Source organism: Sphingobacterium sp. G1-14 (genome assembly GCF_002196555.1).
In the GTDB taxonomy this organism is placed as follows: Bacteria; Bacteroidota; Bacteroidia; order Sphingobacteriales; family Sphingobacteriaceae; genus Sphingobacterium; species Sphingobacterium siyangense.
Map to the genome: position 1 here is coordinate 6,081,621 of NZ_CP021381.1, position 24,488 is coordinate 6,106,108.

The 24,488-nt window shown below is 40.4% G+C and carries 22 protein-coding genes and 1 tRNA gene; 9 read left to right on the top strand and 14 right to left on the bottom strand.

Annotated elements, in window-relative coordinates:
• Positions 1 to 38 precede the first annotated feature (38 nt).
• Together CBM24_RS26060 and pfkA are read left to right on the top strand one after the other, a co-directional pair.
• On the top strand, positions 39 to 1,745 hold the full coding sequence (locus tag CBM24_RS26060) for a protein-disulfide reductase DsbD family protein (protein WP_088163275.1): 1,707 nt from the start codon (positions 39 to 41) through the stop codon (positions 1,743 to 1,745).
• 196 nt (positions 1,746 to 1,941) lie between these two features.
• Positions 1,942 to 2,916, top strand: coding sequence for a 6-phosphofructokinase (gene pfkA, locus CBM24_RS26065; RefSeq protein ID WP_075990255.1), 975 nt, complete (start codon positions 1,942 to 1,944; stop codon positions 2,914 to 2,916).
• A gap of 168 nt (positions 2,917 to 3,084) precedes the next feature.
• Here the strand turns inward: pfkA and CBM24_RS26070 are convergent, their stop codons facing one another.
• From CBM24_RS26070 to CBM24_RS26090, 5 genes are all read right to left on the bottom strand, one after another.
• Complete coding sequence (locus tag CBM24_RS26070) at positions 3,085 to 3,531, bottom strand: hypothetical protein (RefSeq protein ID WP_088163276.1); 447 nt, start codon at positions 3,529 to 3,531, stop codon at positions 3,085 to 3,087.
• Positions 3,532 to 3,839: 308 nt separating this feature from the next.
• On the bottom strand, positions 3,840 to 4,982 hold the full coding sequence (locus CBM24_RS26075; RefSeq protein WP_088163277.1) for a TlpA disulfide reductase family protein: 1,143 nt from the start codon (positions 4,980 to 4,982) through the stop codon (positions 3,840 to 3,842).
• 74 nt (positions 4,983 to 5,056) lie between these two features.
• The gene (locus CBM24_RS26080; protein WP_088163278.1) at positions 5,057 to 5,818 is read right to left on the bottom strand and encodes a TPM domain-containing protein; all 762 of its coding nucleotides are present in this window, start codon (positions 5,816 to 5,818) and stop codon (positions 5,057 to 5,059) included.
• Between the two features lie 202 nt (positions 5,819 to 6,020).
• On the bottom strand, positions 6,021 to 6,449 hold the full coding sequence (locus tag CBM24_RS26085; RefSeq protein ID WP_075990259.1) for a TPM domain-containing protein: 429 nt from the start codon (positions 6,447 to 6,449) through the stop codon (positions 6,021 to 6,023).
• A gap of 155 nt (positions 6,450 to 6,604) precedes the next feature.
• Positions 6,605 to 7,183 carry a LemA family protein gene (locus CBM24_RS26090; protein ID WP_046673163.1) on the bottom strand — a complete coding sequence of 193 codons (579 nt, stop codon included), beginning with the start codon at positions 7,181 to 7,183 and terminating at the stop codon, positions 6,605 to 6,607.
• A gap of 165 nt (positions 7,184 to 7,348) precedes the next feature.
• Between CBM24_RS26090 and CBM24_RS26095 the strand changes: the two genes are divergently transcribed.
• Both CBM24_RS26095 and CBM24_RS26100 read left to right on the top strand, forming a co-directional pair.
• Positions 7,349 to 8,893, top strand: coding sequence for an NAD(P)/FAD-dependent oxidoreductase (locus CBM24_RS26095; protein WP_088163279.1), 1,545 nt, complete (start codon positions 7,349 to 7,351; stop codon positions 8,891 to 8,893).
• Between the two features lie 59 nt (positions 8,894 to 8,952).
• Positions 8,953 to 9,025, top strand: a tRNA-Gly gene (locus tag CBM24_RS26100).
• 446 nt (positions 9,026 to 9,471) lie between these two features.
• Here the strand turns inward: CBM24_RS26100 and sufD are convergent.
• From sufD to sufB, 3 genes are all read right to left on the bottom strand, one after another.
• The gene (gene sufD, locus CBM24_RS26105; protein WP_088163280.1) at positions 9,472 to 10,779 is read right to left on the bottom strand and encodes a Fe-S cluster assembly protein SufD; all 1,308 of its coding nucleotides are present in this window, start codon (positions 10,777 to 10,779) and stop codon (positions 9,472 to 9,474) included.
• Positions 10,780 to 10,838: 59 nt separating this feature from the next.
• On the bottom strand, positions 10,839 to 11,597 hold the full coding sequence (sufC, locus tag CBM24_RS26110; RefSeq protein WP_046673119.1) for a Fe-S cluster assembly ATPase SufC: 759 nt from the start codon (positions 11,595 to 11,597) through the stop codon (positions 10,839 to 10,841).
• Positions 11,598 to 11,659: 62 nt separating this feature from the next.
• On the bottom strand, positions 11,660 to 13,111 hold the full coding sequence (gene sufB / locus CBM24_RS26115; RefSeq protein ID WP_075990262.1) for a Fe-S cluster assembly protein SufB: 1,452 nt from the start codon (positions 13,109 to 13,111) through the stop codon (positions 11,660 to 11,662).
• Positions 13,112 to 13,443: 332 nt separating this feature from the next.
• Between sufB and CBM24_RS26120 the strand changes: the two genes are divergently transcribed.
• A complete protein-coding gene (locus CBM24_RS26120; protein ID WP_046673117.1) occupies positions 13,444 to 13,914 on the top strand; it encodes an Lrp/AsnC family transcriptional regulator in 471 nt (156 codons plus the stop codon).
• Between the two features lie 111 nt (positions 13,915 to 14,025).
• Here the strand turns inward: CBM24_RS26120 and ung are convergent, their stop codons facing one another.
• Positions 14,026 to 14,700 (bottom strand): uracil-DNA glycosylase, encoded by a 675-nt coding sequence (gene ung / locus CBM24_RS26125; RefSeq protein ID WP_088163281.1) that lies wholly within the window; start codon positions 14,698 to 14,700, stop codon positions 14,026 to 14,028.
• A 222-nt stretch (positions 14,701 to 14,922) separates the two neighbouring features.
• Between ung and CBM24_RS26130 the strand changes: the two genes are divergently transcribed.
• Positions 14,923 to 15,462 (top strand): hypothetical protein, encoded by a 540-nt coding sequence (locus CBM24_RS26130; RefSeq protein WP_075990263.1) that lies wholly within the window; start codon positions 14,923 to 14,925, stop codon positions 15,460 to 15,462.
• A 63-nt stretch (positions 15,463 to 15,525) separates the two neighbouring features.
• On the opposite strand, the gene CBM24_RS26135 is transcribed toward CBM24_RS26130, so the two are convergent.
• Together CBM24_RS26135 and CBM24_RS26140 are read right to left on the bottom strand one after the other, a co-directional pair.
• The gene (locus tag CBM24_RS26135; protein WP_088163282.1) at positions 15,526 to 15,990 is read right to left on the bottom strand and encodes a hypothetical protein; all 465 of its coding nucleotides are present in this window, start codon (positions 15,988 to 15,990) and stop codon (positions 15,526 to 15,528) included.
• 67 nt (positions 15,991 to 16,057) lie between these two features.
• The gene (locus CBM24_RS26140) at positions 16,058 to 16,540 is read right to left on the bottom strand and encodes a DUF4293 domain-containing protein (protein ID WP_075990265.1); all 483 of its coding nucleotides are present in this window, start codon (positions 16,538 to 16,540) and stop codon (positions 16,058 to 16,060) included.
• A 193-nt stretch (positions 16,541 to 16,733) separates the two neighbouring features.
• On the opposite strand from CBM24_RS26140, the gene CBM24_RS26145 reads away from it, so the two are divergent.
• The gene (locus CBM24_RS26145) at positions 16,734 to 17,255 is read left to right on the top strand and encodes a hypothetical protein (protein WP_075990266.1); all 522 of its coding nucleotides are present in this window, start codon (positions 16,734 to 16,736) and stop codon (positions 17,253 to 17,255) included.
• Here the strand turns inward: CBM24_RS26145 and CBM24_RS26150 are convergent, their stop codons facing one another.
• The 3 genes from CBM24_RS26150 to CBM24_RS26160 form a co-directional block, all read right to left on the bottom strand.
• Positions 17,256 to 19,019 carry an ABC transporter ATP-binding protein gene (locus tag CBM24_RS26150; RefSeq protein ID WP_075990267.1) on the bottom strand — a complete coding sequence of 588 codons (1,764 nt, stop codon included), beginning with the start codon at positions 19,017 to 19,019 and terminating at the stop codon, positions 17,256 to 17,258.
• Positions 19,020 to 19,043: 24 nt separating this feature from the next.
• Positions 19,044 to 19,799, bottom strand: coding sequence for a tRNA pseudouridine(38-40) synthase TruA (truA, locus tag CBM24_RS26155; protein ID WP_088163283.1), 756 nt, complete (start codon positions 19,797 to 19,799; stop codon positions 19,044 to 19,046).
• 330 nt (positions 19,800 to 20,129) lie between these two features.
• Positions 20,130 to 21,431: a UDP-N-acetylmuramoyl-tripeptide--D-alanyl-D-alanine ligase gene (locus CBM24_RS26160; protein WP_088163284.1), complete on the bottom strand. Its 1,302-nt coding sequence runs from the start codon at positions 21,429 to 21,431 to the stop codon at positions 20,130 to 20,132.
• A gap of 314 nt (positions 21,432 to 21,745) precedes the next feature.
• Here CBM24_RS26160 and CBM24_RS26165 point away from each other — a divergent pair, with 314 nt between their 5' ends.
• Together CBM24_RS26165 and CBM24_RS26170 are read left to right on the top strand one after the other, a co-directional pair.
• Entirely contained in the window at positions 21,746 to 22,711 is a 966-nt protein-coding gene (locus tag CBM24_RS26165) for a pectinesterase family protein (RefSeq protein WP_075990270.1), read from the top strand.
• 101 nt (positions 22,712 to 22,812) lie between these two features.
• On the top strand, positions 22,813 to 24,483 hold the full coding sequence (locus tag CBM24_RS26170; RefSeq protein WP_088163285.1) for a glycoside hydrolase family 28 protein: 1,671 nt from the start codon (positions 22,813 to 22,815) through the stop codon (positions 24,481 to 24,483).
• The last annotated feature ends 5 nt before the right edge of the window (positions 24,484 to 24,488 follow it).

The window sequence follows — 24,488 nt, forward strand, 5'->3', positions numbered from 1 at the left end:
TTTTTTATTTTTGACCATAACATCAGAAATTCATACGCATGTTAAAAAACACATTCATTCTACTTTTAATTGCTTTTTTCAGCCTTTCTTTAACTACAGCAACTTTTGCCTCAGCACAAGATAGTTTAACAAGTACAGAAGGGCTTCAATTTGAATCATCACCGGATACAGCTACTGCTGTTGAAGCGGTACCCGAGGATCTAAATTTTACAGCTTCACCTGACACGATGGTTAGTCAAGATAGCAGTAAAATAGTTCCAACTAAGGCAAACGCTTCCTCAGGGAATCAAGAATCAGGGAAAAAATCACTTTGGAGTATCTTTATTGCTGGATTAGTTGGCGGCTTCGCAGCGCTGCTCATGCCTTGTATATTCCCAATGCTCCCACTTACCGTAAGCTATTTTACAAAACAGGCCGGAAGCCGCGCAAGCGGTATCAGCAAGGCACTTCTATATGGTCTCTTCATCATTGTGATCTATGTCGCTTTAGGAATGATTATTACCATTTCGTTTGGTTCGGATGCTTTGAATGCTTTATCGACAAATGGGGTATTTAATTTCCTATTCTTCCTCTTATTGGTTGTTTTTGCCGCGTCCTTTTTTGGTGCTTTTGAAATCACGTTACCAAGTTCTTTCGTCAATAAAATGGATGCCAAATCCGACAAAGGCGGTCTTGTAGGGCTTTTCTTTATGGCATTCAGCCTTTCACTGGTATCTTTTTCCTGTACTGGCCCCATTATTGGCACCTTATTGGTCGAAGCGGCCTCAAAAGGAGAACGCTTAGGTCCAGCAGTCGGGATGCTCGGTTTTTCTATAGCACTTGCAATTCCTTTTGGCTTATTTGCGATGTTCCCTTCGATGTTAAAATCCCTACCAAAATCTGGCGGTTGGCTAAATTCGGTGAAGGTTGTACTTGGCTTCTTAGAGCTCGCACTAGCGCTGAAATTCTTATCAAATGTAGATTTGGCTTACCATTGGAATTGGCTGGATCGAGAAGTGTTCTTATCGCTATGGATTGCCATTTTTAGTATGATGGGCTTATATCTTATTGGAAAGATCAAGTTTTCACATGACAGCGAATTAAAATTCCTCTCTGTACCGAGAACTATTCTCGCTATCATTGTATTTTCCTTCGTTATCTATATGGTACCGGGACTGTGGGGAGCTCCCCTAAAATCGATTTCAGCCTTCTTGCCACCTTCGGCAACACAGGACTTTGACCTGTCGGCAGGAATAGCAGCCGCTCCTTCACACAATGATGGTAAGGTTAAAAAATACGCGGAGATTTTTCACGAACGTGGTACACCAAAAGGATTTGATCCTTATTATGATTATGAAGAGGCTCTCGCAGCTTCAAAAGAACAGAATAAACCGGTATTAATTGATTTTACAGGCTGGAACTGTGTCAATTGTCGAAAAATGGAGGCAAATGTCTGGACTGATCCCGCGGTTGCCAAACTACTGAAGGAAGAATTTATTATGGCCGAATTGTTTGTCGATGATAAAACAGAATTACCGGCAAACGAACAATTCGTTTCAAAATATAGTGGCAAAAAAATCAAAACCATAGGTAATAAAAACAGTGATTTCCAAGCATCAGCTTTCGACAGTAATTCGCAACCACTCTATGTCATCGTCGATGCATCAGGAACAGTTTTAGTTCCAAAAACGGGCGCAAACTATAATGTCGCGGAATATACTGCATTTTTACAGAGCGGAATTGATGCCTTTAAGGCAAAAAAATAGGCTGTATACGCTGGAGATATCCGTCTGGAATGATACATGAGAAAAAGCAATTATTAAATTTGCATTATCTTTAGCTCACGCTTAGATGAATTGCACTTAAAAAAGCTATTGCTTGTTCTTAATAGCGTTATCGGCAACTTCTAATAACGGAAATATAATTGTATATACGCTTAAAAATAGCTAAGTTTGAGTACGTATGAGTAACATTAAAAAAATTGCTGTTTTGACATCTGGAGGAGATGCTCCAGGAATGAATGCTGGTATCCGTGCTGTTGTTAGAGCGGGTATCTACAATAATCTTGAAGTATTTGGCGTACGCAGAGGTTATGATGGTCTAGTTAATGGTGAGATTATCCCCATGGATGCTAAATCTGTAGCCAATATCATACAACGTGGTGGTACTATCCTAAAAACAGCCCGTAGCGAGGCCTTCAAAACTATTGAAGGACGTAAACAGGCTTATGAAAATTTACGCAGCCACGGTATTGATGCCATGGTTGTCATCGGTGGCGACGGTACATTTACCGGTGCGTCCAAGTTTATAGAAGAATTCGATTTTCCGATCATCGGTCTTCCGGGCACAATTGATAACGATTTGGCCGGCACAGACTTTACGATTGGTTATGATACAGCCATTAATACAGTTATCCAAGCCGTAGACAAAATTCGCGACACCGCCGAGTCTCATGATAGACTTTTTGTGATCGAAGTGATGGGCCGCGACTCTGGACTTATCGCCGTTCGCTCTGGTATCAGTACCGGTGCCGAAGCAGTTCTGGTTCCTGAGTTCGAGGTAGACTATGATGCGATCATGAAAAGACTTGACAAATCCCGTAAAAATAAATCATCCCGCATTATTATTGTTGCTGAAGGTGACAAAGAAGGCGGCATGGTTGTTTCGGAAAAAATCAAGGAAAATTTTCCGCATTACGATGTTAGATTATCAATTTTAGGACATATCCAACGCGGCGGAAGCCCAACATGCATGGATCGCGTGTTAGCCAGCAGACTTGGAGTGGCATCCGTAGAGGCTTTACTACAAGGTCGCAGGGGTGAAATGGCCGGACTGATTTGCAGTGAAGTAAGATTCACTCCTTTTAAGAGTGCCATCAAGCATAACGTAAAAATGAATGAAGACCTACTTCGTATCATTGAAATCCTTTCTTTGTAAGTGATATAAGTTATTCTTAACTAACAATAAAAAAAGAGTATACACTGTGATGTATACTCTTTTTTTATGCCTTTCGTTGCTAGATTGTCCAAACCCTTTAGGCAAAGGCCTGACACCTAAACTATCATGTTACCTAAAGCCACAATAGTACCATATCCGGCACAGTTGTTATTTAAGCAAATTATTGAGGTACTCTTCAGATACCGGAGGTAATTGAATGGCTTGGCCTGCTTTCGCCATCGAGTCAGCAAAATGATTCGTGTTGCTGATCGCCTGTTCGTAGGCCTTCACAACCTGTTCCGATAAGTGCAATACCTTAGGATCTTTGAGATCAACACGGTATTGATTATTTTCCAGTGTAACATGCTGATAAAAACGATATGCAGCAGCTTTTAGTTGGCCCAGCTCCTGTTGCGATAACTGATCGATTCTGGCATTAGGCGGCAGCGTGACATCGATAAAAGTCGTGTCTTTAGCCAATTGATCAATAGCATGATCCAAAGGAATGGCATGCAATGCCTCTAGGTTGACAACGGGAATCCCCTTACCCTGATCGCCACTGCAGGAAGCAAGAACCGTCCCCAAGAATATGCCCAAAATTACTGTTTTCTTCATCTATATAATTTTTATTGCCACAATTGCTTTAGAAATCCCATTGCTCAACTTGTTTAAAACTCAGGATTCATCATCCCCTAGTTGGATTGTACACGAGGATATAGTAGTTCCAAGTGATCATTCGCTATAGCAGCAGGCGAAGTTAGTGAATTCCCTCCACGTTATCACAGCCGCTAGCGCAGTAACGATGAAAGCGCAGGTTGATCAGGACAGCTATTATTAAATAGAAACCCCTAATTGTAGACCCAGCTCACCTGAGTATAACAATTAGGGGTTATTCAAATGCCTAATGGCAGTTATATACCGATTTATTTTAGCAATTCAGCTAACTTAGCCTCCAAAGCCTCACCTCTTAAATTTGATGCTACAATTTTACCTGAAGGATCGATTAAGAAGTTTTGCGGAATACCACGTACTTCGTACAACTTGACCGGAGCCGATTTCCAACCCTGTAGGTCCGAAACGTGTGGCCATTGTTGTAAATTATCATCATGAATAGCTTTCACCCAAGCATCTTTTTTACCCGGATTGTCTAAAGAAACACCAAACACGGTAAATCCTTTGTCTTTGAATTTATTGAAAGCCGCAACGACATTCGGATTTTCATGGCGACAAGGACCACACCAGCTTGCCCAAAAATCCAATAAAACATATTTACCTCTTAAAGAAGATAGGGAAATATTCTTTCCTGTTGTGTCTGGCAATGTGAAGTCAGGCGCTACCGAACCAACAGCAACTGCTTTCAATTTCTGGATACGCTCAGCCAATTCCTTCCCTTTTTCAGAATTTTTCAATTCAGGAGACAATTTCTCAAAAGAAGTCACATATTCATTGACGTTCTCACCGCTGACATTCTCAGACAACAAATCCAACGTGTACCAGCTTTTTGGGTTTTTGTTAATAAATTCAGCATCTGCTTTTTCCATTTTTTCGGAAATCTCACCAGCCTGTTTTTGCAGACCTTCGATGAATTTAGGATCCTGTTTTTGCGTCTCCGAAGCCGCATAATATTGTTGGTTCAACGCCTCGAACGCATCTGTATGAGGTTTCACAAAAGCCTTGTACTGCGTCAGATCATCATTGAGCGCTGTACCTGAGACGGTTGCATTTTTGAACCCTTTGGTTGCATCGACTTTGATAACTCCTTTAGAAAGATACAGCTGTGCTGTTTCAGGCTGCTTTTGACTATTTCTAAGTTCAGCGAAAGATAAGCCTTCCGGTGAATAGATCATCATACCCTTCGTTGGCGAAGCCACCTGTCCATTGAACTTAAACTCACCTTTTACAACCGTTGCTGAATCTGTCTGGCGAGTTCCATTGTTGCCAGCATATTGCATAAACACTTTCGCTTTGTCCGACGTCGTGTTTACCTTTCCTGTAACCGTGTAGCTTTCTTGTGCCATTAACAAGGCTGGTAAAAAGCTTAAACCCATTAATATTCCCTTTTTCATAATTATATACTTCCCATAAATGTAAAACATTTCCGTTTCACTGTCGTCCTATTTAACATTATTTAGCAAAGTTGTTACCAACGTCCTGAAGCACCGCCACCGCCAAAATCACCGCCACCGAAACCGCCAAAACCGCCACCTGAGCCGCCGCCGAAGCCACCGCCGCCACCTCGGCCGCCACCGCCGCCAAGACCATTCAGCAATGTCCACCAAAAGATATCAGAAGCGCCACGTCCATTCATCACACGACCGCCACCACCGCCACCGCGGCCACCGCGATTGGAGAAAATAACAATCAAGAATATCACAATAATAATGACAAACATCACCGAACCTGATCCCTTTCCTTTCGGTTGTTTTGGATCAGCTTTGTATTCGCCTTTTGTGTAGGAAATTAGGGAACTGGTCGCATCGTCGACTCCTTTGTAGTAATCTCCCTGACGAAAAGCCGGCTTGATATCATTTTCAATAATACGATATGCAATGGCATCGGGGACAGCCCCTTCTATACCATAACCTGTTTGAATAGTTACCGCACGATCTCCCAGCGCTACCAACAACAGAATACCGTTATTATACTTTTTATTCCCAATACCCCATTTTTTCGCTAAACGGACTGCATAATCAGAAATATCATAGCCGCCGGTAGAATTCATCATAACCACAGCAATTTGCGTAGATGCGGAATCCTCAAATGCCAATAGCTTCTGCTCCAATAATTGCTTCTGACTTGCTGTCAATGTGTTTGTATAATCATTGACAAGTCTGTTTGATGTTTCTGGGAAATCTTGACCCAATACTGTGGCTATCGACAGCAGACAAAGCAACATAGCCATAGCAGGGATTCGAATCCGAGAAAATAATCTCGATACAAATTTCATCCTATTATTCTCTTTTATTCATTTTTATTTGCCTTAAGCAATCTTGATGCTCCTAATGGCGTTCCGTGAATCCCGAAGTCGGGTTTATCACAATTTTTATCAATCTATTTGCGAGACAGGCGATAGCAGCTCGGGGTTCTTGCTGGTCACTTAACAATTAACGGTCTCCAAAAACAATATCATTTGGAAGCTCATTGATGTCATCGTGTTCACGCGGAAAGAATTTTGCCAATTGTTTACCCGCATGCTCGATCCCTTTGACCAAGCCCTCAACAATGCGATCCACCCGAAACTCTGCCACCATAAGATCTTTGGTACTGTTCCAAAAATCACTTTCTACACGTTGGTGGATTCCCTTATCGCCGATAATGGAAAATTTATGATCCTCAAGCGCGATATAGATAAGAACACCGTTTTTCAACGTGGTCTTATGCATGCCCAATTTGGAAAAATAATGTGTTGCACGATCATGTACCTCATCGGGGCAATGATTTTCTACCACTACACGAATCTCACCAGAAGTCTCGTTTTCAGCCACATTAATGGCGTGAACGATCTTCTCTTGTTCTTCAGAATTTAATGCCATAATCTGTATACGCTTACACTTCAAAACCAGATTACCAGACGGTTATTCCAGATTCAAAGTACCTAAAACTAGTTAAAACACGATAAAAAAATGGATGATGTGCTTCTACGAAAGCCGCATCATCCATCGTCCTGTTCATTACTAACAATTTATTATTAGAATGATACCGTTGGCGCTTTATCCGAACCTGGGGCTGCAGTAAATGTACCTTTCGCCTTAAATCCGAACATACCCGCCATTAAATTATTCGGGAAGCTACGTACGGTGGTATTGTATTGCTGTACCGCTTCATTGTAAGATCTACGTTCTGTTGAAATACGATTTTCAGTACCTTCCAACTGTGCCTGTAATTCCAAGAAGTTCTGATTTGCTTTCAAATCAGGATAAGCTTCAACCGACGCCAAAAGACGACTCAACGAACCGCTGAATTCATCCTGAACTTTTTGAAACTTGGCAATATTCTCCTCAGACAAATCATCGGCATTAATCGTTACCGAAGTTGCTTTAGCTCTTGCCTCTACAACGGCTGTCAATGTACTTTCTTCGTGCTTTGCCGCTCCTTTTACCGTATTAACCAAATTTGGAACTAGATCCGCACGACGTTGATACGCATTTTCAACTTGTGCCCATTTTCCTTTAACATTCTCATCTTGTGAGACCATCGTATTGTAGCCACAGGAGTTTAATGATACTAATGCAAATAAACCACATAGGGCGACCAAAAATCTTTTAATTTTCATTGTTCAAAGAATTAAATACTATTCAAATTATACGGTTACACTATCAAAGCATATACCAAGCTCTTACTAAGATAAGAATATTTTTATTTCCAAATCTCCAAATAGCCAATAATCATTAACTTTGTCTCGGTTTTGGGATAAAAACCCAGCCCTCATACTATGCAAAAAGAAATCGAAATTGCGATACTTCCAGAAAGGATCGAGGACGAACAGTACATTATACAGCAGGGCATAAAAGCTTTACGCGTTCAACCCCAGCAAATCAAAGGTTATAAAATCCGGAAACGTTCAATTGATGCCCGAAGCAAGCAGGTGGTCTACCGGGCAAGGGTTATCTACTATATCGATGAACTGCCTGTTCCTGAAATCTACGAAAATAATTTCAAGTCTGTCAAAGACGGAAAACCCGTTATTATTATTGGTGCAGGCCCTGCCGGCATATTTGCGGCTATCCGCTGCATTGAGCGTGGGCTCAAACCAATTGTAATCGAACGCGGTAAAAAGGTCCAAGACCGTAGGCGCGATCTCGCAAAGCTGAATCGGGAAGGCATCGTAAATCCCGAATCAAACTACTGTTTTGGTGAAGGTGGAGCCGGAACTTACTCTGATGGGAAACTATATACACGTTCCAATAAAAGAGGTGATGTAGACAAAGTGCTCAATCTTTTTGTCTCCCATGGTGCTACGACAGATATTCTAGTCAATGCACGGCCACATATTGGCACAAATAAACTACCGCATATTATTGAAGCAATGCGTGAGAGTGTTATTGAATTTGGCGGCGAATTTCATTTTGATCAACGTGTCGACGACATTTTAGAATCTTTCGGTCATGTGCGAGGTGTCAAGTTAGCCAGTGGCGAAGAAATTAAGGCCGATCACGTCATCGTAGCAACAGGACACTCTGCACGGGACATTTTTGAGCTTTTTCACCGTAATAACTGGCTGATCGAAGCCAAAGCCTTTGCATTGGGTGTGCGCATCGAACATCCGCAGTTAATCATTGATCAGGCGCAATACCATTGTCAGGTTAGAAGCGAGCATTTACCCCCTGCATATTATAGTTTGGTTGAGCAGGTTAATGACCGTGGAGTATTTTCATTCTGCATGTGCCCAGGTGGCGTTATCGCTCCCTGTGCAACAGATTTAGATGAAATCGTTGTCAACGGATGGTCCCCATCCAAACGAAATAATCCGCACGCCAATTCAGGTACCGTTATTCAGATTAACCTTGAGGACGTTGCCAATGCACATAAGGATCCTTTTGCATTACTTAATTTTCAGAAAGAGATCGAGCGAAAGGCTTTTGCCGTAGGTGGCGGTAAACTTGTTGCTCCCGCACAACGTATGGTCGACTTTGTCGAAGGGCGTGTATCGATGGATCTGCCAGAAAACTCCTACAAGCCCGGAACAGCCTCTGCAGATCTCACCGAAGTGCTACCTGCTTTTGTTCACGAAGCATTACGCGGTGCACTGCCAATCTTTGGCAAAAAGATGAAAGGGTATTATACCAATGAAGCCATTTTGGTTGGTGTAGAATCACGTACATCTTCGCCGATTCGGATTCCTAGAAATAAAGAAGATTTACAACACCCTCAGGTCAAAGGACTTTACCCTTGTGGTGAGGGTGCAGGTTATGCCGGAGGCATCATTTCAGCGGCTATAGACGGTATTAATTGTGTTGATGCGATCAATTTAAGTTAACATTTTTTGTTTTTTCTCTTGCAGAATACGAATAAATGCCTTACTTTTGTAGCATCAACGCGAAAGTAGCTCAGTTGGTAGAGCACAACCTTGCCAAGGTTGGGGTCGCGAGTTCGAATCTCGTCTTTCGCTCTAAAAAAGCTTCCAAAATTTGGAAGCTTTTTCTATTCTATAGCATTATACTTTTTTTTTGCCAGCCTTCTAATTGGATCATTGAAAAGATATAATACCCCAACCAATACCACAATAAGTCCTGCTATAACAAAAGCCGTTGCAATAGCATCTGCTGTAAATACTGAACGGTCAGCACATTACCATAAAATAAGCACAATAGGCCACCTTAATACAAAAATAAGTAAGATTTAGACTCACTATCATCTATTTATCGATAGAGGCTTAACAAGAAAAAAGCGAACACGCTATAAAACCCAAGGTTTATAAGCGTAAATTGTATATAAAGACAAGTACATGGTCGTACAAAACCACAGAAAGATACCACAGATCCAATTGTTTCTATAAAAATGGCGTTCACCGTATCGGTAAACGCCATTTTAAAAGCTATATGATCCTAAATGGATTTAATTTGTTCTTAGGCTTTCTTCTACAAGCTCTTCAACATATTTGCGAACAACCTCATTAGAGAAACGTGTAGTTACGTCAAATGCAAATGCATGTACCAACAGGATACGGGCAGACTCTTCACCAATTCCTCTTGCTCTCAAATAAAATAAGGCCTCATTATCAAACTGACCGATGGTACATCCGTGTGAACATTTTACGTCATCCGCAAAGATCTCCAATTGCGGTTTGGTATAAACCGCCGAATTGTCTGACATCAGCATATTATTGTTCTGCTGAAAAGCATTTGTTTTTTGAGCATCCTCACGTACAAAGATTTTTCCATTGAAAACTGCAACGGATTTGTCCTGTGTAATATTTTTATACCATTCGTAAGACTCACAATGTGGCTTAAGGTGGTCTACGATGGTATGATTATCGACTAATTGATCACCTGCAGTTAAGTTGATTCCATATAAATGGCTCTCCACATGCGCTGCATCCAAGCGAACATTGATATTGTTACGGATAAACGAGGCGCCAGGAAAATTACAGTTGTAATTATTATAAAGGCTATCTTTTTCTTGGTATACCTCTGTATGATTAAAGTAACGACTTACAGATTCTGCGAGCTGCAAATAATAATGTTGTACTTTAGCGTTCTCTTTGACGATAATCTCAGAGACCTTATTGTGCACATTATTTGCGGTACCTGCTGCAGTGATAAAACTTTCGATCAATTCAAGTTCTGCATTTGGCTCGACAACGATCAAATTACGTGTTTGTGCAAAGAAATCCTCTTTTCCTGTAGCGACATGAATAATCTGTATTGGTTTATCAAGTACAACTCCCTTTTTCAAATGGATAAAAACACCATTTGTAAAAGCAGCCGTATTCAATGCGACCATAATATTGTCTGACTTGTCCGCATATTTAGCAAAATGGCTCTCAAATGCAGGCTCTGAAGTGGCTTCATCCATTGGAATAACCGACAGTCCCTTCACATTTTCTAATTCACTTACCGCCAACACATACTGACCGTTCACCAAGATAATGCGGTAAGCATCCAACTGAGGAATCTCCCCTGCACTAAAGTCTAAGCCTTCGATATCCACATCGACATCAAGCGCATAAGGCTTATTGATAATACTGTGGATGTTTGTATATTTCCATTCTTCATTCTTAACGGTGGGAAAGCCTGCTGCTTCGAAACGTTCGAATGCAAGTTGGCGGGCCTCCACGAAAAACGAAGGTTCGTCTGAAACGCCTTGCTCTTTGAAAGCTCCCAACACTTGTTGAAGTAATGATTCTGAAACTAATGTACTCATGTTATTTTTTAATCAAATCGCCAAAATTCTCTTCCAATCCTATTTACTCAGGTAAAAGATTAGGCGTTTTGTGTATCATATTCTTTTAACCAATCGTATCCTTTTTCTTCGAGCTCCAAAGCCAATTCTTTAGGTCCCGATTTCACGATACGGCCATTGTACAATACGTGAACAAAATCTGGAACGATATAATCCAACAAACGTTGGTAGTGTGTAATAACAATAAAAGCATTGTCTTTAGAGCGCAATTGATTCACGCCATTTGCAACGATACGAAGGGCATCGATATCCAAACCAGAATCTGTCTCATCCAAAATAGATAATTTCGGATTCAACATCGCTAATTGAAAAATTTCGTTACGCTTTTTCTCACCACCGGAAAATCCTTCATTTAAAGAGCGGTTAGCCAAATTAGCCGAAAATTCAACCAATTTTTGCTTATCTTTTACCATTTGTAAAAATTCCTTCGCTTCCATTGGAGGAAGGCCTTTATACTCACGAATATCATTTACAGCTGTTTTCAAGAAATTGATATTCGATACGCCCGGAATTTCAACAGGATATTGAAAAGCCAAAAACAGCCCTTCACGTGCACGGTCCTCAGGTGAAAGATCCAATAAATCTACACCGTCCAATAGTGCAGAACCTTCACTTACTTCATATGATTCGCGTCCGGCCAATACATTACCTAATGTACTTTTACCAGCACCATTTGGTCCCATAATCGCATGAACTTCTCCAGCTTTTACTTCTAGGTTTAACCCTTTTAATATTTGTTTGTCTTCTACAGACGCATGTAAATTTTTAATGCTTAACATTTTATTCGTATTGAGTATGGTGTAATGTAGCGTCATAAACTACATTCCCAATGATTTTTTATCTATCCTACTGAACCTTCTAATGAAATTGCCAATAATTTTTGAGCCTCTACAGCAAACTCCATCGGCAATTGATTTAATACTTCCTTTGCATACCCGTTGACAATTAAACCAACAGCTTTCTCAGAATCGATACCACGTTGATTCAAATAGAATACTTGGTCCTCACCGATTTTGGAAGTAGTCGCCTCATGCTCTAATTTGGCTGTCTTATTTCTATTTTCGATATAAGGGAATGTATGTGCCCCACATTTATCACCGATCAATAAGGAATCACATTGGGTAAAGTTACGTGAGTTGTCTGCATTTGGGCCGATTTTCACTAAACCTCTATAACTGTTGTGGCTCTTACCGGCAGAAATACCTTTAGAAATAATTTTAGATTTCGTGTTTTTACCCAAATGAACCATCTTCGTTCCTGTATCAGCTACCTGATAATTACGTGTCATGGCCACAGAGTAAAACTCGCCAATAGAGTTATCACCCTTTAAAATCACACCAGGGTATTTCCATGTAATTGCAGAACCAGTTTCTACCTGTGTCCAGGAGATTTTACTGTTATCACCTTTACAGATTCCACGCTTGGTTACAAAGTTATAAATACCACCTTTTCCATCTTTATCACCAGGGTACCAGTTTTGCACGGTAGAATATTTAATATCAGCATCGCGTTCGGCAATCAATTCTACTACCGCAGCATGCAGCTGGTTTTCATCACGCATAGGTGCAGTACATCCCTCCAAATAAGAAACATAAGCTCCCTCATCTGCAATGATCAACGTGCGTTCAAATTGTCCGGTATTCTGTGCATTGATACGGAAGTAGGTAGATAATTCCATTGGACATCTAACACCTTTTGGAACATAAACAAAGGATCCATCCGAAAATACTGCAGAATTCAACGCTGCATAAATGTTATCCGTCTGTGGAACCACTGTACCCAAATATTTTTTCACCAGGTCAGGATGCTCTTGCACGGCCTCACCAAATGAACAGAAAATAACACCTTGTTCTTTTAATTTCTCACGAAACGTTGTTTTGACAGATACCGAGTCAAAGACAGCATCTACCGCCACAACTCCTGCCAATACTTTTTGCTCATCCAAAGGAATCCCCAGTTTTTCAAAGGTAGCAATCAACTCAGGGTCAACCTCATCCATCGAATTAAGCTGTGGTTTTGCTTTTGGGGCTGCATAATAGGAAATCTCTTGAAAATCAATTTCAGGAGCTTTGAAATTCTGCCAAGTAGGCATTCTTAACGTCAAGAAATGACGGAAAGCTTTTAATCTCCATTCCAATAGCCATTCAGGTTCATTCTTTTTTGCCGAAATAAAACGAACCGTATCCTCAGTAAGGCCTTTGGCTGCAATTTCCATTTCGATATCTGTCGTGAACCCGTATTTATATTCTTCGAGCTCCAGCTCTTTTAACAAATCGTCGTCTTTAGTACTCATATTGCGCTCTCACGGTTTAACTAATTTGGGAGGGCTTCACCTCCGCACCTATCGAACTGCAAAGTTACAATTTCAAAGCCAATAAAACAGCATTTAATAGCACCTTACGAAGGCATTTTTAATAAAAAAATGACATTTATCACTCCATTTCATTAAAATGAGCACATTTCAATCGATTATGACAGTCAAATGATTTTACATCGATTAAAATTATAACTAAACAACCCTAATATAGTTAAAATCTATTAATCATCAATAATTTTGTATATTTTTAAATTTCCAAATATAATTTTGTATATTTACAAATACTATTGATTATTAAGACTTAAGATATGCCCTTTGCACCGGATAAAACAGATTTAAAAATTCTTAAATTATTACAAGAGAATGGTCGTATAACTAATTTGCAACTCGCATCTAGCATCGGACTATCTCCCGCACCAACTTTAGAGCGTGTGCGAAAACTGGAAAACTCTGGCTTCATCAAAAGTTACCATGCTTTTGTAGACGAGGAGAAACTGGGACTTGGAATCAAATCGTTTATCCAGATCTCACTCGATTTCCATACACATAACGCTATCCCTGAGTTTGTTGCTGCTGTCAAAATGATACCCGAGGTAACCGAATGCCACCACGTTACAGGCAATTGTGATTTCATCCTCAAGGTTTACGTAAAAGATATTAAAGCTTATGAAGGTGTCATCATGGAAAAAATCTCCAAAATACCTTTTGTAAAGACATTCCAAACCATGATGATTATGTCAACCAGCAAAAAAGAGCCAATTATTCCTTTAGAATATTAAGCGAAGGAATAAGCCCAATCAAAAACATCATTACCGGAATCTCCGCTTTTGTACGTATTTGCTCCATGCGACGATAACCGGCAATGATGTTTATTTAACTCAAGACAAAACTTAAACCAGGCGCCAATCAATTGGGGTTTTATCATGTTCCATCAAATACTGGTTTGCGCGTGAAAAATGCTTACTACCAAAAAAACCACGATAGACAGACAACGGTGATGGATGAACCGCCGTTAGCACAAGATGCTTCTTCGCATCGATGAGCACACTTTTCTTTTGGGCATAACTTCCCCACAACAGAAATACGACATGTTCACAACGCTCCGAAATGGCATAAATAATACTATCTGTAAAAATCTCCCAACCTTTCTTTTGATGGGAACCTGCCAGATGCGCCTGCACTGTCAATGTCGCATTTAACAACAGTACACCCTGTTTGGCCCAATAGGTCAAATCGCCAGCACGCGGCTCAACAAAACCGGGTATATCGTCTTGCAATTCCTTAAAGATATTTTTTAAGGATGGCGGCAAAGCAATCCCTTCTGGCACAGAGAAAGACAAGCCATGTGCCTGCCCATCATTATGGTAAGGATCCTGCCCTAAGATAACTACTTTTACCTGGTCCAATGGCGTCAGCTTAAAAGCATTCATCACCAGATCTGCCGGTGGAAACACTTTCGTTTTCTGACGCTCTTCTTGCACAAAAGTAGACAGTTGTTTCATATAGGTTTGACCAAACAAAGGCTTTAGCACAGGAGCCCAAGAATCATCGTATTGCTTTTCCATACCCCAAACATAGATAAAGTTGCATATAAAGGCAAATTTATCCTCATAAGCTCTTTTCAAGGAACTACAGCAAAAAAAACGATCACATCTTGTTTATCCATATCCTCTTCAGGGGGAAAAACACATTTTTACAAAATAACCACCTGAACGAGTTGCTTAAACGATGAAATTAACGGATATTTGCAGAATTAAATTGAATACAAATATTTTAAACAAAGATTTATGTCAAATCTCGTTAGAATCATTATTTGCAGTGCATTGCTGATCGGAACAGTTGCCTTATTCTGGACTGGAAATTGGGGATGGGGAATCTTAGGTATCCTGATCACGATCTTAGGCTTTGTTACTGTATTTTTCCACGAATATATGCTGATTGCGCAATGGTATATGCGTAAACAAAATATGGCCGCAGCTGAAAAATGGCTACGTAAAATCACCAACTACGAAAAGCAATTGATCCCACAACAGCACGGTTACTACAATATGCTGATCGGACTGATCGAATCACAACGCGCACCTATGCAATCCGAAAAATATTTTAAGAAGGCATTGGCGTTGGGCTTACATATGGATCATAATATCGCTTTAGCAAAATTAAGCCTGGCAGGTGTAGCAATGGCAAAACGCAACAAGCGTGAAGCCGAAAAACTACTTCAAGAAGCGAAAAAAGCAGATAAAAACAAATTATTGGCCGATCAGATCAAAATGATGAAAGACCAAATGGGTATGATGGACAAACAGCAGATCAGATACAATCGATAATATTGAATAATCAAAAAAGCTTCAAAGTATAACTTTGAAGCTTTTTTGCTCAAGAGCCAAAATCTATTTCTTTAATGGAATAGGAACTTCCAAAAACTCCCCCTCTTCCGTGCTACTCTCAAACACCAGTTTAATCATAACCGGCTTATCCGTTTTCTTCCAATCCTTAACAATGACCTGTATATCCACAGGCTTATCTTCTTCTAGCAAATAGTGCAGATAATTCTGCTTATCTTCAAATTTAACCAAAACATTTCCCATCTGAATCGTTGAAAAGAAATGGGGTTGTTTCTTCTGATCCAACACTTGCGTGGAAAAGGTGTTCATTTTATATTCTCGTGGATCGGTACTATAAGATATCGCAAACAAATTGATCACCAGTTCATTCTTACCCTCATCGAAGTGAAATTCCCGCACATCGAATTGAATATCGTCAACAACCAGCAATGAATCTGCCGACTGAGCCTTTACAAGCCCACCTCCAAGAAAGAGGATCAAGACAACAACATATCTAAAAAAAACATTCATATCATATTATATTTAAAAAAGCCACGATCTTCGTGGCTTTAACTCGTATTATTTTATTGTCTTAAAATTATGCTCGCAATCGATCGGCAGATCGGATCAACTTTTCATCTTTACGTACTCCACCCATCGCTAACGCACAGAAAATAATCGAAATTGGCAACAAAAAGAAACCTACCCCGATATTCCCGGCACCTAAAAACTGGCTCACGGTGGCAAGATGAGTACTTGCAGACGAGTATAACCAGATTGCAAATAAGATAATTGCCACAATCTCCACCCATATAAGCAAAAGTTGAACTTTACGCTTTTTAAATTTAAATATCGTAAATAGCGGAAGTCCTCCCAATAACACGGTCACCACGGTCTGGAGAATATAACCAAATCCCCCCTCATGTACAGACTGGCCAGCAGCAACACTATACACACCAGTCACCTTCACATTCTTTCCTAAACCCACTAAATCGCTATAATTAACATAGGGAAATAGAAACAAGCCAAATATGACTAATCCTGCTATCAGCAAATAAACAGTTTGGATACGTTGAATCATAGTTTAATTTTTGTATATCAACAAACTTAGATAAATTGATTTTCATATGCAATATAATTGCGACCGAAAAAACAACCAACCCTACAGCTCTATAAACACCAAAACAATCAAACCTGACATTTTGTTGTATTTTTTTACATCATATCAAAGGGCTTCTTTTTAGAAAGCTTTATCTTTGCGAAAAAAAAATACCATGTTATACATATATGGAGCAACCGCTCATGCTAAAACTGCGGTAGATGTAGCAGAAGATTTAGCGATTGAAATTGGTGGTCTTATCGACAAATCGCTACTAATTGAAGATGTATTTGATTATGAGGTTCAACTTCATCATGAATCAAAAGGCACGGAAGAAAATTTCTTTGTCGCAGTGAAGAATCCTGGTCTTCGCCAAAGGATTGTGTCAGAAAACGCAAACTGGAACTTCCAGACCCTCATCCATCCTAAAGCCTACGTATCAAAAAGAGCCGAAATTGGTGAAGGCACCATTATTCTCCCAGGCGCTTCGATCGCTCCAGATGTACAAATAGGCAACCACTGCGTTATTGCCGGTTCCGCCGTTATCGAAAGCAACACCATTATTGAAGATTTTGTCAACATCGGCCCAAATGTCTCAATCGGAGCAAACGTTCTAGTCGGTCGAGGTTCAGAAATTAAAGCAAATACACGTATCGAAGACGAAGAAACTATCCCCAAAGAGAGTATTATCGCTTAATTAAATCCCTGCGGAATGAAACTGTAAGTCGTATAGTTTTTTATAATAACCATCGAAAGATAGCAATTCCTGATGCGTTCCGATTTCCTTGATTTCGCCTTTATCCAACACAATAATCTTGTCCGCCTTCTGAATGGTGGACAAGCGGTGGGCAATAACAATCGATGTTCTTCCTTTCATGAGGTTATCAATTGCATGTTGGATCATTTCTTCCGTTTCGGTATCAACAGAAGAAGTCGCTTCATCCAAAATAAGAATGCGAGGATCGTGTACCAAAGCCCGTATAAAAGAAATCAATTGTGCCTGCCCCGCAGATAAAGTTGCTCCCCGCTCTTTCACATCATAATCATAGCCCCCAGGAAGTCGCATAATAAAATCATGCGCACCGACTTCCTTTGCCGCTTCGATCACCTGCTCTCTAGATATTGCAGGATCACCTAATGTAATGTTATTGATGACACTATCCGAAAAGAGAAATACATCTTGCAATACCGTCGAAATAGTATTTCTCAGATAATCAAGGTCATAATCCCGGATATTACGGCCATCCAATAGAATTTCACCCTTATTGATTTCATAAAACCGGCTTAGAATATTGATGGTAGAAGATTTTCCGGCACCGGTAGCCCCAACTAAAGCTAAGGTCTCGCCCGGATTAACATTGAAGTTAACATCTTTCAGAACCCAATTTTCCTCATTATAAGCAAACCAAACATCGCGAAACGCAATCTCTCCTTTGATATGTGCGGGTTTCAAAGTCCCCAAATTAGGCGTCTTTTCATCGGTATCCAAGACTTCAAAAATTCGTTCAGCACTGACCATACCCATTTGAAGTGTATTGAACTTGTCAATAAGTTCCCGAATGGGCCTAAAGATCATATTGATATACATGATGAAGGCCACAACTACACCCGGAGAGATCACATCACCCATAATTTGTTTGGAACCAAACCATACCAATAATCCCAAAGCAATAGCCATGATAATTTCCAAAACAGGGAAAAAGATGGAGAAGTACCAATTGGTTCGAATATGTGCATTGCGATGTTGCGCATTAATTTCTTTAAACTTATCCATTTCCTGCTTTTCACGTGCAAAATATTGGATAATCCCGACTCCCGTAATGTGTTCCTGCAAAAAGGTATTTAAATTGGAAACCCATTTCCTCACATCAATAAAAGCAGATTTCATCGCCTCTTTAAACACATAAGTTGCTGCCACCATCAAAGGCATGGGAATTAAAACAATCAATGTTAGCTTCCAATCGGAGTAAAACATCACAACCAGAATAACGACCAGCTGCAATAAATCACCGATAATCTGGATCAAGCCCTCAGAGAAAATATTGGAAAGAGTCTCCAGATCAGAAATGGTACGTGTAATCAGTTTTCCCAATGCCGTACGATCAAAATACTTGAGCCGGAGTTGAACAATGTGGTTAAATACCTGAATCCGGATATCGCGAATGACCGACTGCCCCAAGGTATTTGTCATTAAGGTATGGTAATAACGAATCAAGGTCTGCAGGATAACCAATGCCAACATCGCTATCAGCATGAGGGACAACCCATTGGTATCGAAGTTTAAAATATAGTTATCTAATGTATGCTGAATTAGCATAGGCAAAGCGGGCGCCACAGCGGCCAACAATATCGTTAGAACGACCGATATCCAAAATGACACATGGTAGGGCCGCATATAGCGACTCATGCGTTTCACTAAATTGATATCGTAGGTTTTACCAGTTATTTTATCTTGACTCACGTTAAATTCTATATCTATTAAATTCTATATATAAGGATATGCTACTTCTGTTAAATATAAACCATGTGCAGGAACAGAAACACCCGCTTTTCCGCGGCTCTTACTTTGAATAACATCTTGCATAAATGAAACCGGCTTGCCTTTTATCCCTATTTCCAACGATGTCCCTACAATGGCACGCACCATATTGCGCAAAAAACGATCTGCAGTTATGTGAAAAACCAGATGCTGCTCAGTATGCCATACCCACTCAGCTCTACGAATATCGCAAATATTTGTAAACACCTGCGTATGAGACTTACTAAAGCATTCGAAATCTTGTTTACCCAATAAAAATTGTGCAGCTTCATTCATCTTTTCAACATCCGGACGATCGCGCATAAAACATGAATAGGGATAGATAAAAGGATCTTTATGAAAATGAAGATGGTATTCATATGATCTTTGCGTTGCATCGAAGCGAGCATGTGCTTCGGGCTCCACTTCGATCAAGCGCTTTACGGCCACATCAAAGGGCAATAAGGCATTGAGCGAATGAATGAAACGATCAGCTTTTTGTAGAATACCCACGGGGGCTGCATCGAAATGTGCATACAATTGCTTGGCATGAACACCCGTATCTGTACGGCCAGCTCCAGTTGTTTCAATCGGCTCCCGCAACAGGGTTTCAAGCGCTTTATTCAGCACTTCCTGCACGGAAATTGCATTATTCTGAATTTGCCAACCATGATAAGCCTGTCCAAAATAGGCTATTTCTAAAAAAAAACGTCTTTTATCCATTATATGGAACAAAGGTACGTTTTCCAAATGAGCATCATTTCTCTATAGAACGAATTTCCTCATTTTACTCATTATTTAATCCTTACATGACAAAACTGTTTGTTTTGCACTTCCTTTTCACTCAAATCTGCCTGATGGGTAATTTGGTATTCAGCGGCACCAAAGCCACAGTAAACACCTACTATCTTCGCCCTGCGACCACGGTAAGTCCACCGTGAGTCCACGTTGAGTCCACCTTTTTAAGTACATTCAATGCGGGAGCACCATGGTCGCAATATGGTCGCACCCCGAACTTATCCCCTCGTTGTGCATAACACAAAGCTAAAAAGGCTAGAGTAAATCGACCAGATTTTCAAAAGCCATGCCGCGTGAAGCTTTCAATAAAACTGTGGCATCAGTTATCGGCTTTTTGCTGATTGCTTGTTTTGCTTCGGCAGTAGTTTCATAAAACTCTCCACCTTCATACCGATGTGCGAAAAATTCTTTGCCGACAAAAATCTTGCGATCTGCAGGAATAGCTCTTACGTTTTCAACAATTTTTTTATGCTCTTCAAAGGATTCGGCTCCCAATTCAAACATATCACCCAATACAATAGCCTTCTTATCCGCTTCAATAATCCGGATATTATCCAGTGCAGCAGCCATGCTTGTTGCATTGGCATTATAATAATCGCAGATCAGCGTATTGTGGGCCGTTTTCATAATCTGCGAGCGATTATTTGTGGGTGTATAGCCTTCAATGCCCCGATTGATCGCCGCAGAAGAAATGCCAAAATGCAGACCCACTGCAATTGCCGCAAGAAAGTTTTCGGTATTATAAGAGCCTGTTAACTGCGTATCAACTACATAAGATTCGGCCGCCCCTTTCTTTTGCCACTCAATCTGCAAAAGGGGATTTGCTTTAAGAAGCTTTCCAATCACGTCATTATCTTCCGAAAAACCATAAGTAACAATGTTAGCGATCTGGCGAGCGGAAGCCATCTCTTTGAGGTGTGGGTTATCGGCCTGCAAAAATAATACACCTTGATGGTCCTGCAGCCAATCGTATAGCTCACCTTTGGTTTTCTTCACTCCTTCAAAAGATCCAAAACCTTCTAGATGTGCTTTACCAACGTTAGAAATCAAACCATGTGTCGGTTCGGCAATCCCACACAAAAAAGCAATTTCTTCCAGATGGTTTGCCCCCATTTCGATGATTGCCAGCTCAATGGAATCATCTATTGCCAATAATGTTAAGGGAACACCAATATGATTATTCAAATTTCCTTTCGTCGCGTATGCTTTATATTTCTGTGAAACAACGGCATACAGCAATTCCTTCGTAGTCGTTTTTCCATTTGTACCTGTCACACCAATAATTGGTATGTGCAACTGATGTCTGTGGTAATTTGCGAGTTGCTGTAGTGCTTTTAAAACATCATCAACAAGAATATACGCATCTCCTTTTCGGTAGGTCTCTTCATCAATAACAACATATTTAGCGCCCATTTCAAGCGCTTTCTCGGCGAAAGCATTTCCATTGAAATTAGCACCTTTTAAGGCGAAAAAAATACTATCCTTTTCTATTTTACGTGTATCAGTTGTAATATTCGGATACTGTTTATAAATCTGATAGAGTGATTGGATGTCCATGTTGAGAAATTTGTTGAACAAACTTAGAGAAATTGCTTTTTATATGCAATACAATTGAACTCCATATAGACAATTTAGCCCCTTAATCGTTCTGAACATCCTTTTGTGGCTATACAAGCTCAATCAAAGATATCCAAAACACGCAATATTTCAAGATACAAGTGCACGCTTCATGCCATGGTAGCATGCTAGAATTGTCTTTTCAATCGGTTCACGCAAACGTGACCGATAACGTTTGCGCATTTATTTTGGTGGATTTCCTTTAAGGAAGGCTTTAATATTGGTAATTTCATTGACCAATTAAACAATTTGGAATGCGAACGATCATACTTTCCCTTTTTTTAATTCCTTTTTTTCTTTTTGCTACGGAAGTAAAGAGCTATGATTTTGTCGTGGCCAAAGATGGTACGGGAAATTTCACGACAATTCAAGATGCCATTCATGCTGTCCCAGATTTTCGAAAAAAGGAAACGAAAATATATATCAAAAACGGGACATATCGCGAAAAAATCATCCTCCCGGGGAGCAAGCAGTTTGTTACATTAGTCGGTGAAGATAAATTTAAAACGATTATCAGTTATGACGATTATGCGCAAAAGAAAAATCGTTTTGGTGAGGAAATGGGTACTTCTGGCTCAGCAAGTTTTTATTGCTATGGGGACGATTTTACGGCCATAAACCTTTCTTTCGAAAATGGATCCGGCCCGGTGGGCCAGGCAGTGGCGGCATGGATCTCCGGAGACCGTAATTTGTTTCTCAATTGTCGCTTCTTAGGATTTCAAGACACCTTATACACTTTCGGGAAGGGAACAAGACAGCTTTATTACCAATGCTATATCGAAGGTACTGTAGATTTTATCTTTGGCGGGTCCACGGCCTGGTTTGAAAATTGTGAACTGCACTGCAAAAACAAGGGCTATATTACCGCAGCATCTACGCCCGAACAGGTAGATTTTGGCTATATCTTTAACAACTGCAACATCACGGGCAATAAAGACACAAAGACGTTCTACCTTGGACGCCCTTGGCGACCTTATGCCAAAGTAATTTTCATGCATTGTAATCTTCCCCAATTTATTGACGATAAAGGTTGGCACAACTGGGGCAAAGAGTCAAATGAGAAAACAGCTTATTTCGCAGAATATAAAAACAAAGGCGCAGGCTCAGTGTCACAAAATCGTGTCAAATGGAGTCGCCTATTAACAGATCGAGAGGCCGATAGCCTTAATTTTCAACGTGTATTCAAGGATTGGGTACCAACGCTTACATTTGATCGATAAGTCATGACCGGTAACGATTGCATAAGTTTTTCATCCAAGTTAGGGACAAAGAATGTACAATTGCTTTTACAAATAACCATTTTTAAACCAAAATGTAAAAAATGAATTCGTTTAAAAAGCACTATTCACGTACATTGAAATCCGCTCTTGCATTGCTTCTCATGCTACCACAGCTGTGTATAGCCCAAGAGCCTGCCCGTCCTATCGTACAACAGGTCGAATTTAAGAAAGACACGTTAAATATCGGCAATTATGGCGCGAAAGGTGACGGTCAATTTCTTAATACGGCTTCAATCAATCAAACTATCCGTAGATGTAGCGAAACTGGTGGCGGTGTTGTACTAATCCCCGCTGGAATTTGGTTGACAGGACCTATTGAAATGCAGAGCAATGTAAACCTGCACCTCAAACGAGATGCCGTACTGCTTTTCACCAAGGACTTCGATCAATATAAGCTTGTTGAATCTAATTGGGAAGGTGAGCCGGCCTGGCGCAATCAAAATCCGATATCGGGCAAGAACCTATATAATATCGCAATTACGGGCGATGGCATTATTGATGGCAATGGAGATGCCTGGAGGATGGTTAAAAAGAACAAACTAACCGCATCGCAATGGAAAAATCTCGTTGCATCGGGTGGCACTGTCGACACCACCAATGAGATCTGGTACCCCTCCGCAAGTTCGCTGAAAGGTTCGCAAGAAAAGAAAGCTGGGGTTATTCGTCCCGGCACAACAATCGATGATTTCAAAGATGTCAAGGATTTTTTAAGACCCAATCTTTTGGTATTCACAGACTGTAAAAAAGTATTGTTAGAAGGAGTAACGATACAAAACTCACCGGCATGGAATATACACCCTTTACTATGTGAAGACCTAACCTTACGCAAGCTCTCGGTTCGTAACCCCTGGTATGGCCAAAATGGCGATGGTGTAGATGTGGAGTCTTGCAAAAATGTCCTCATAGAAGACTGTACATTTGATGTTGGCGATGACGGCATATGCATTAAGTCTGGACGTGATAAAGCTGGGCGTAACCGTGGCAGGCCAACCGAAAATGTAATTATCCGCAATAACGTTGTGTATCATGCACATGGCGGATTTGTAATCGGAAGCGAGATGAGTGGTGGTGCCCGTAATATTTGGGTGGAAGATTGCTCGTTTATTGGGACTGATATCGGACTTCGCTTCAAAACGACAAGAGGTCGTGGAGGAGTTGTAGAAAACATCTTCATCAACAATATCAATATGGTTGATATCCCAGGCGAAGCGATTCTATTTGACATGTATTATGCGGCTGTAGATCCGGTTCCATTGGCAGGAGAAAAGAGGTCTGCTGTAAAAACAGTCACGCTTCCGGTTACAGAAGAAACACCGCAATTCAAAAACTTTTATATCAAAAATATCGCAGCGAAAGGAGCATCAAAAGGAATTTTCTTACGCGGTCTCCCCGAAATGCATATTCAGCAGATCTGGATAGAAAATGCAACCTTGGAGGCCAATAAAGGCATAGAAATCATTGAAGCTTCTCAGGTCAATCTGAAAAATATCACTTTAAAAACGATAGAAAATAATCCGTTGATCGCCATAAGTAATAGCACTGCGATAAATCTAGATCATATCCAAGCATTAGAAGCTCCTGAACTATATATCGAGGTCGCGGGTGAGAAAAGCAGTAATATCCATCTTTCGAAATCCAACACAAGAACTGCCAAGACTGTCAGTCAGTTTACAGCCGGAAGTACGGACAAATCCTTAACAATCAAAAATTAGGCCCC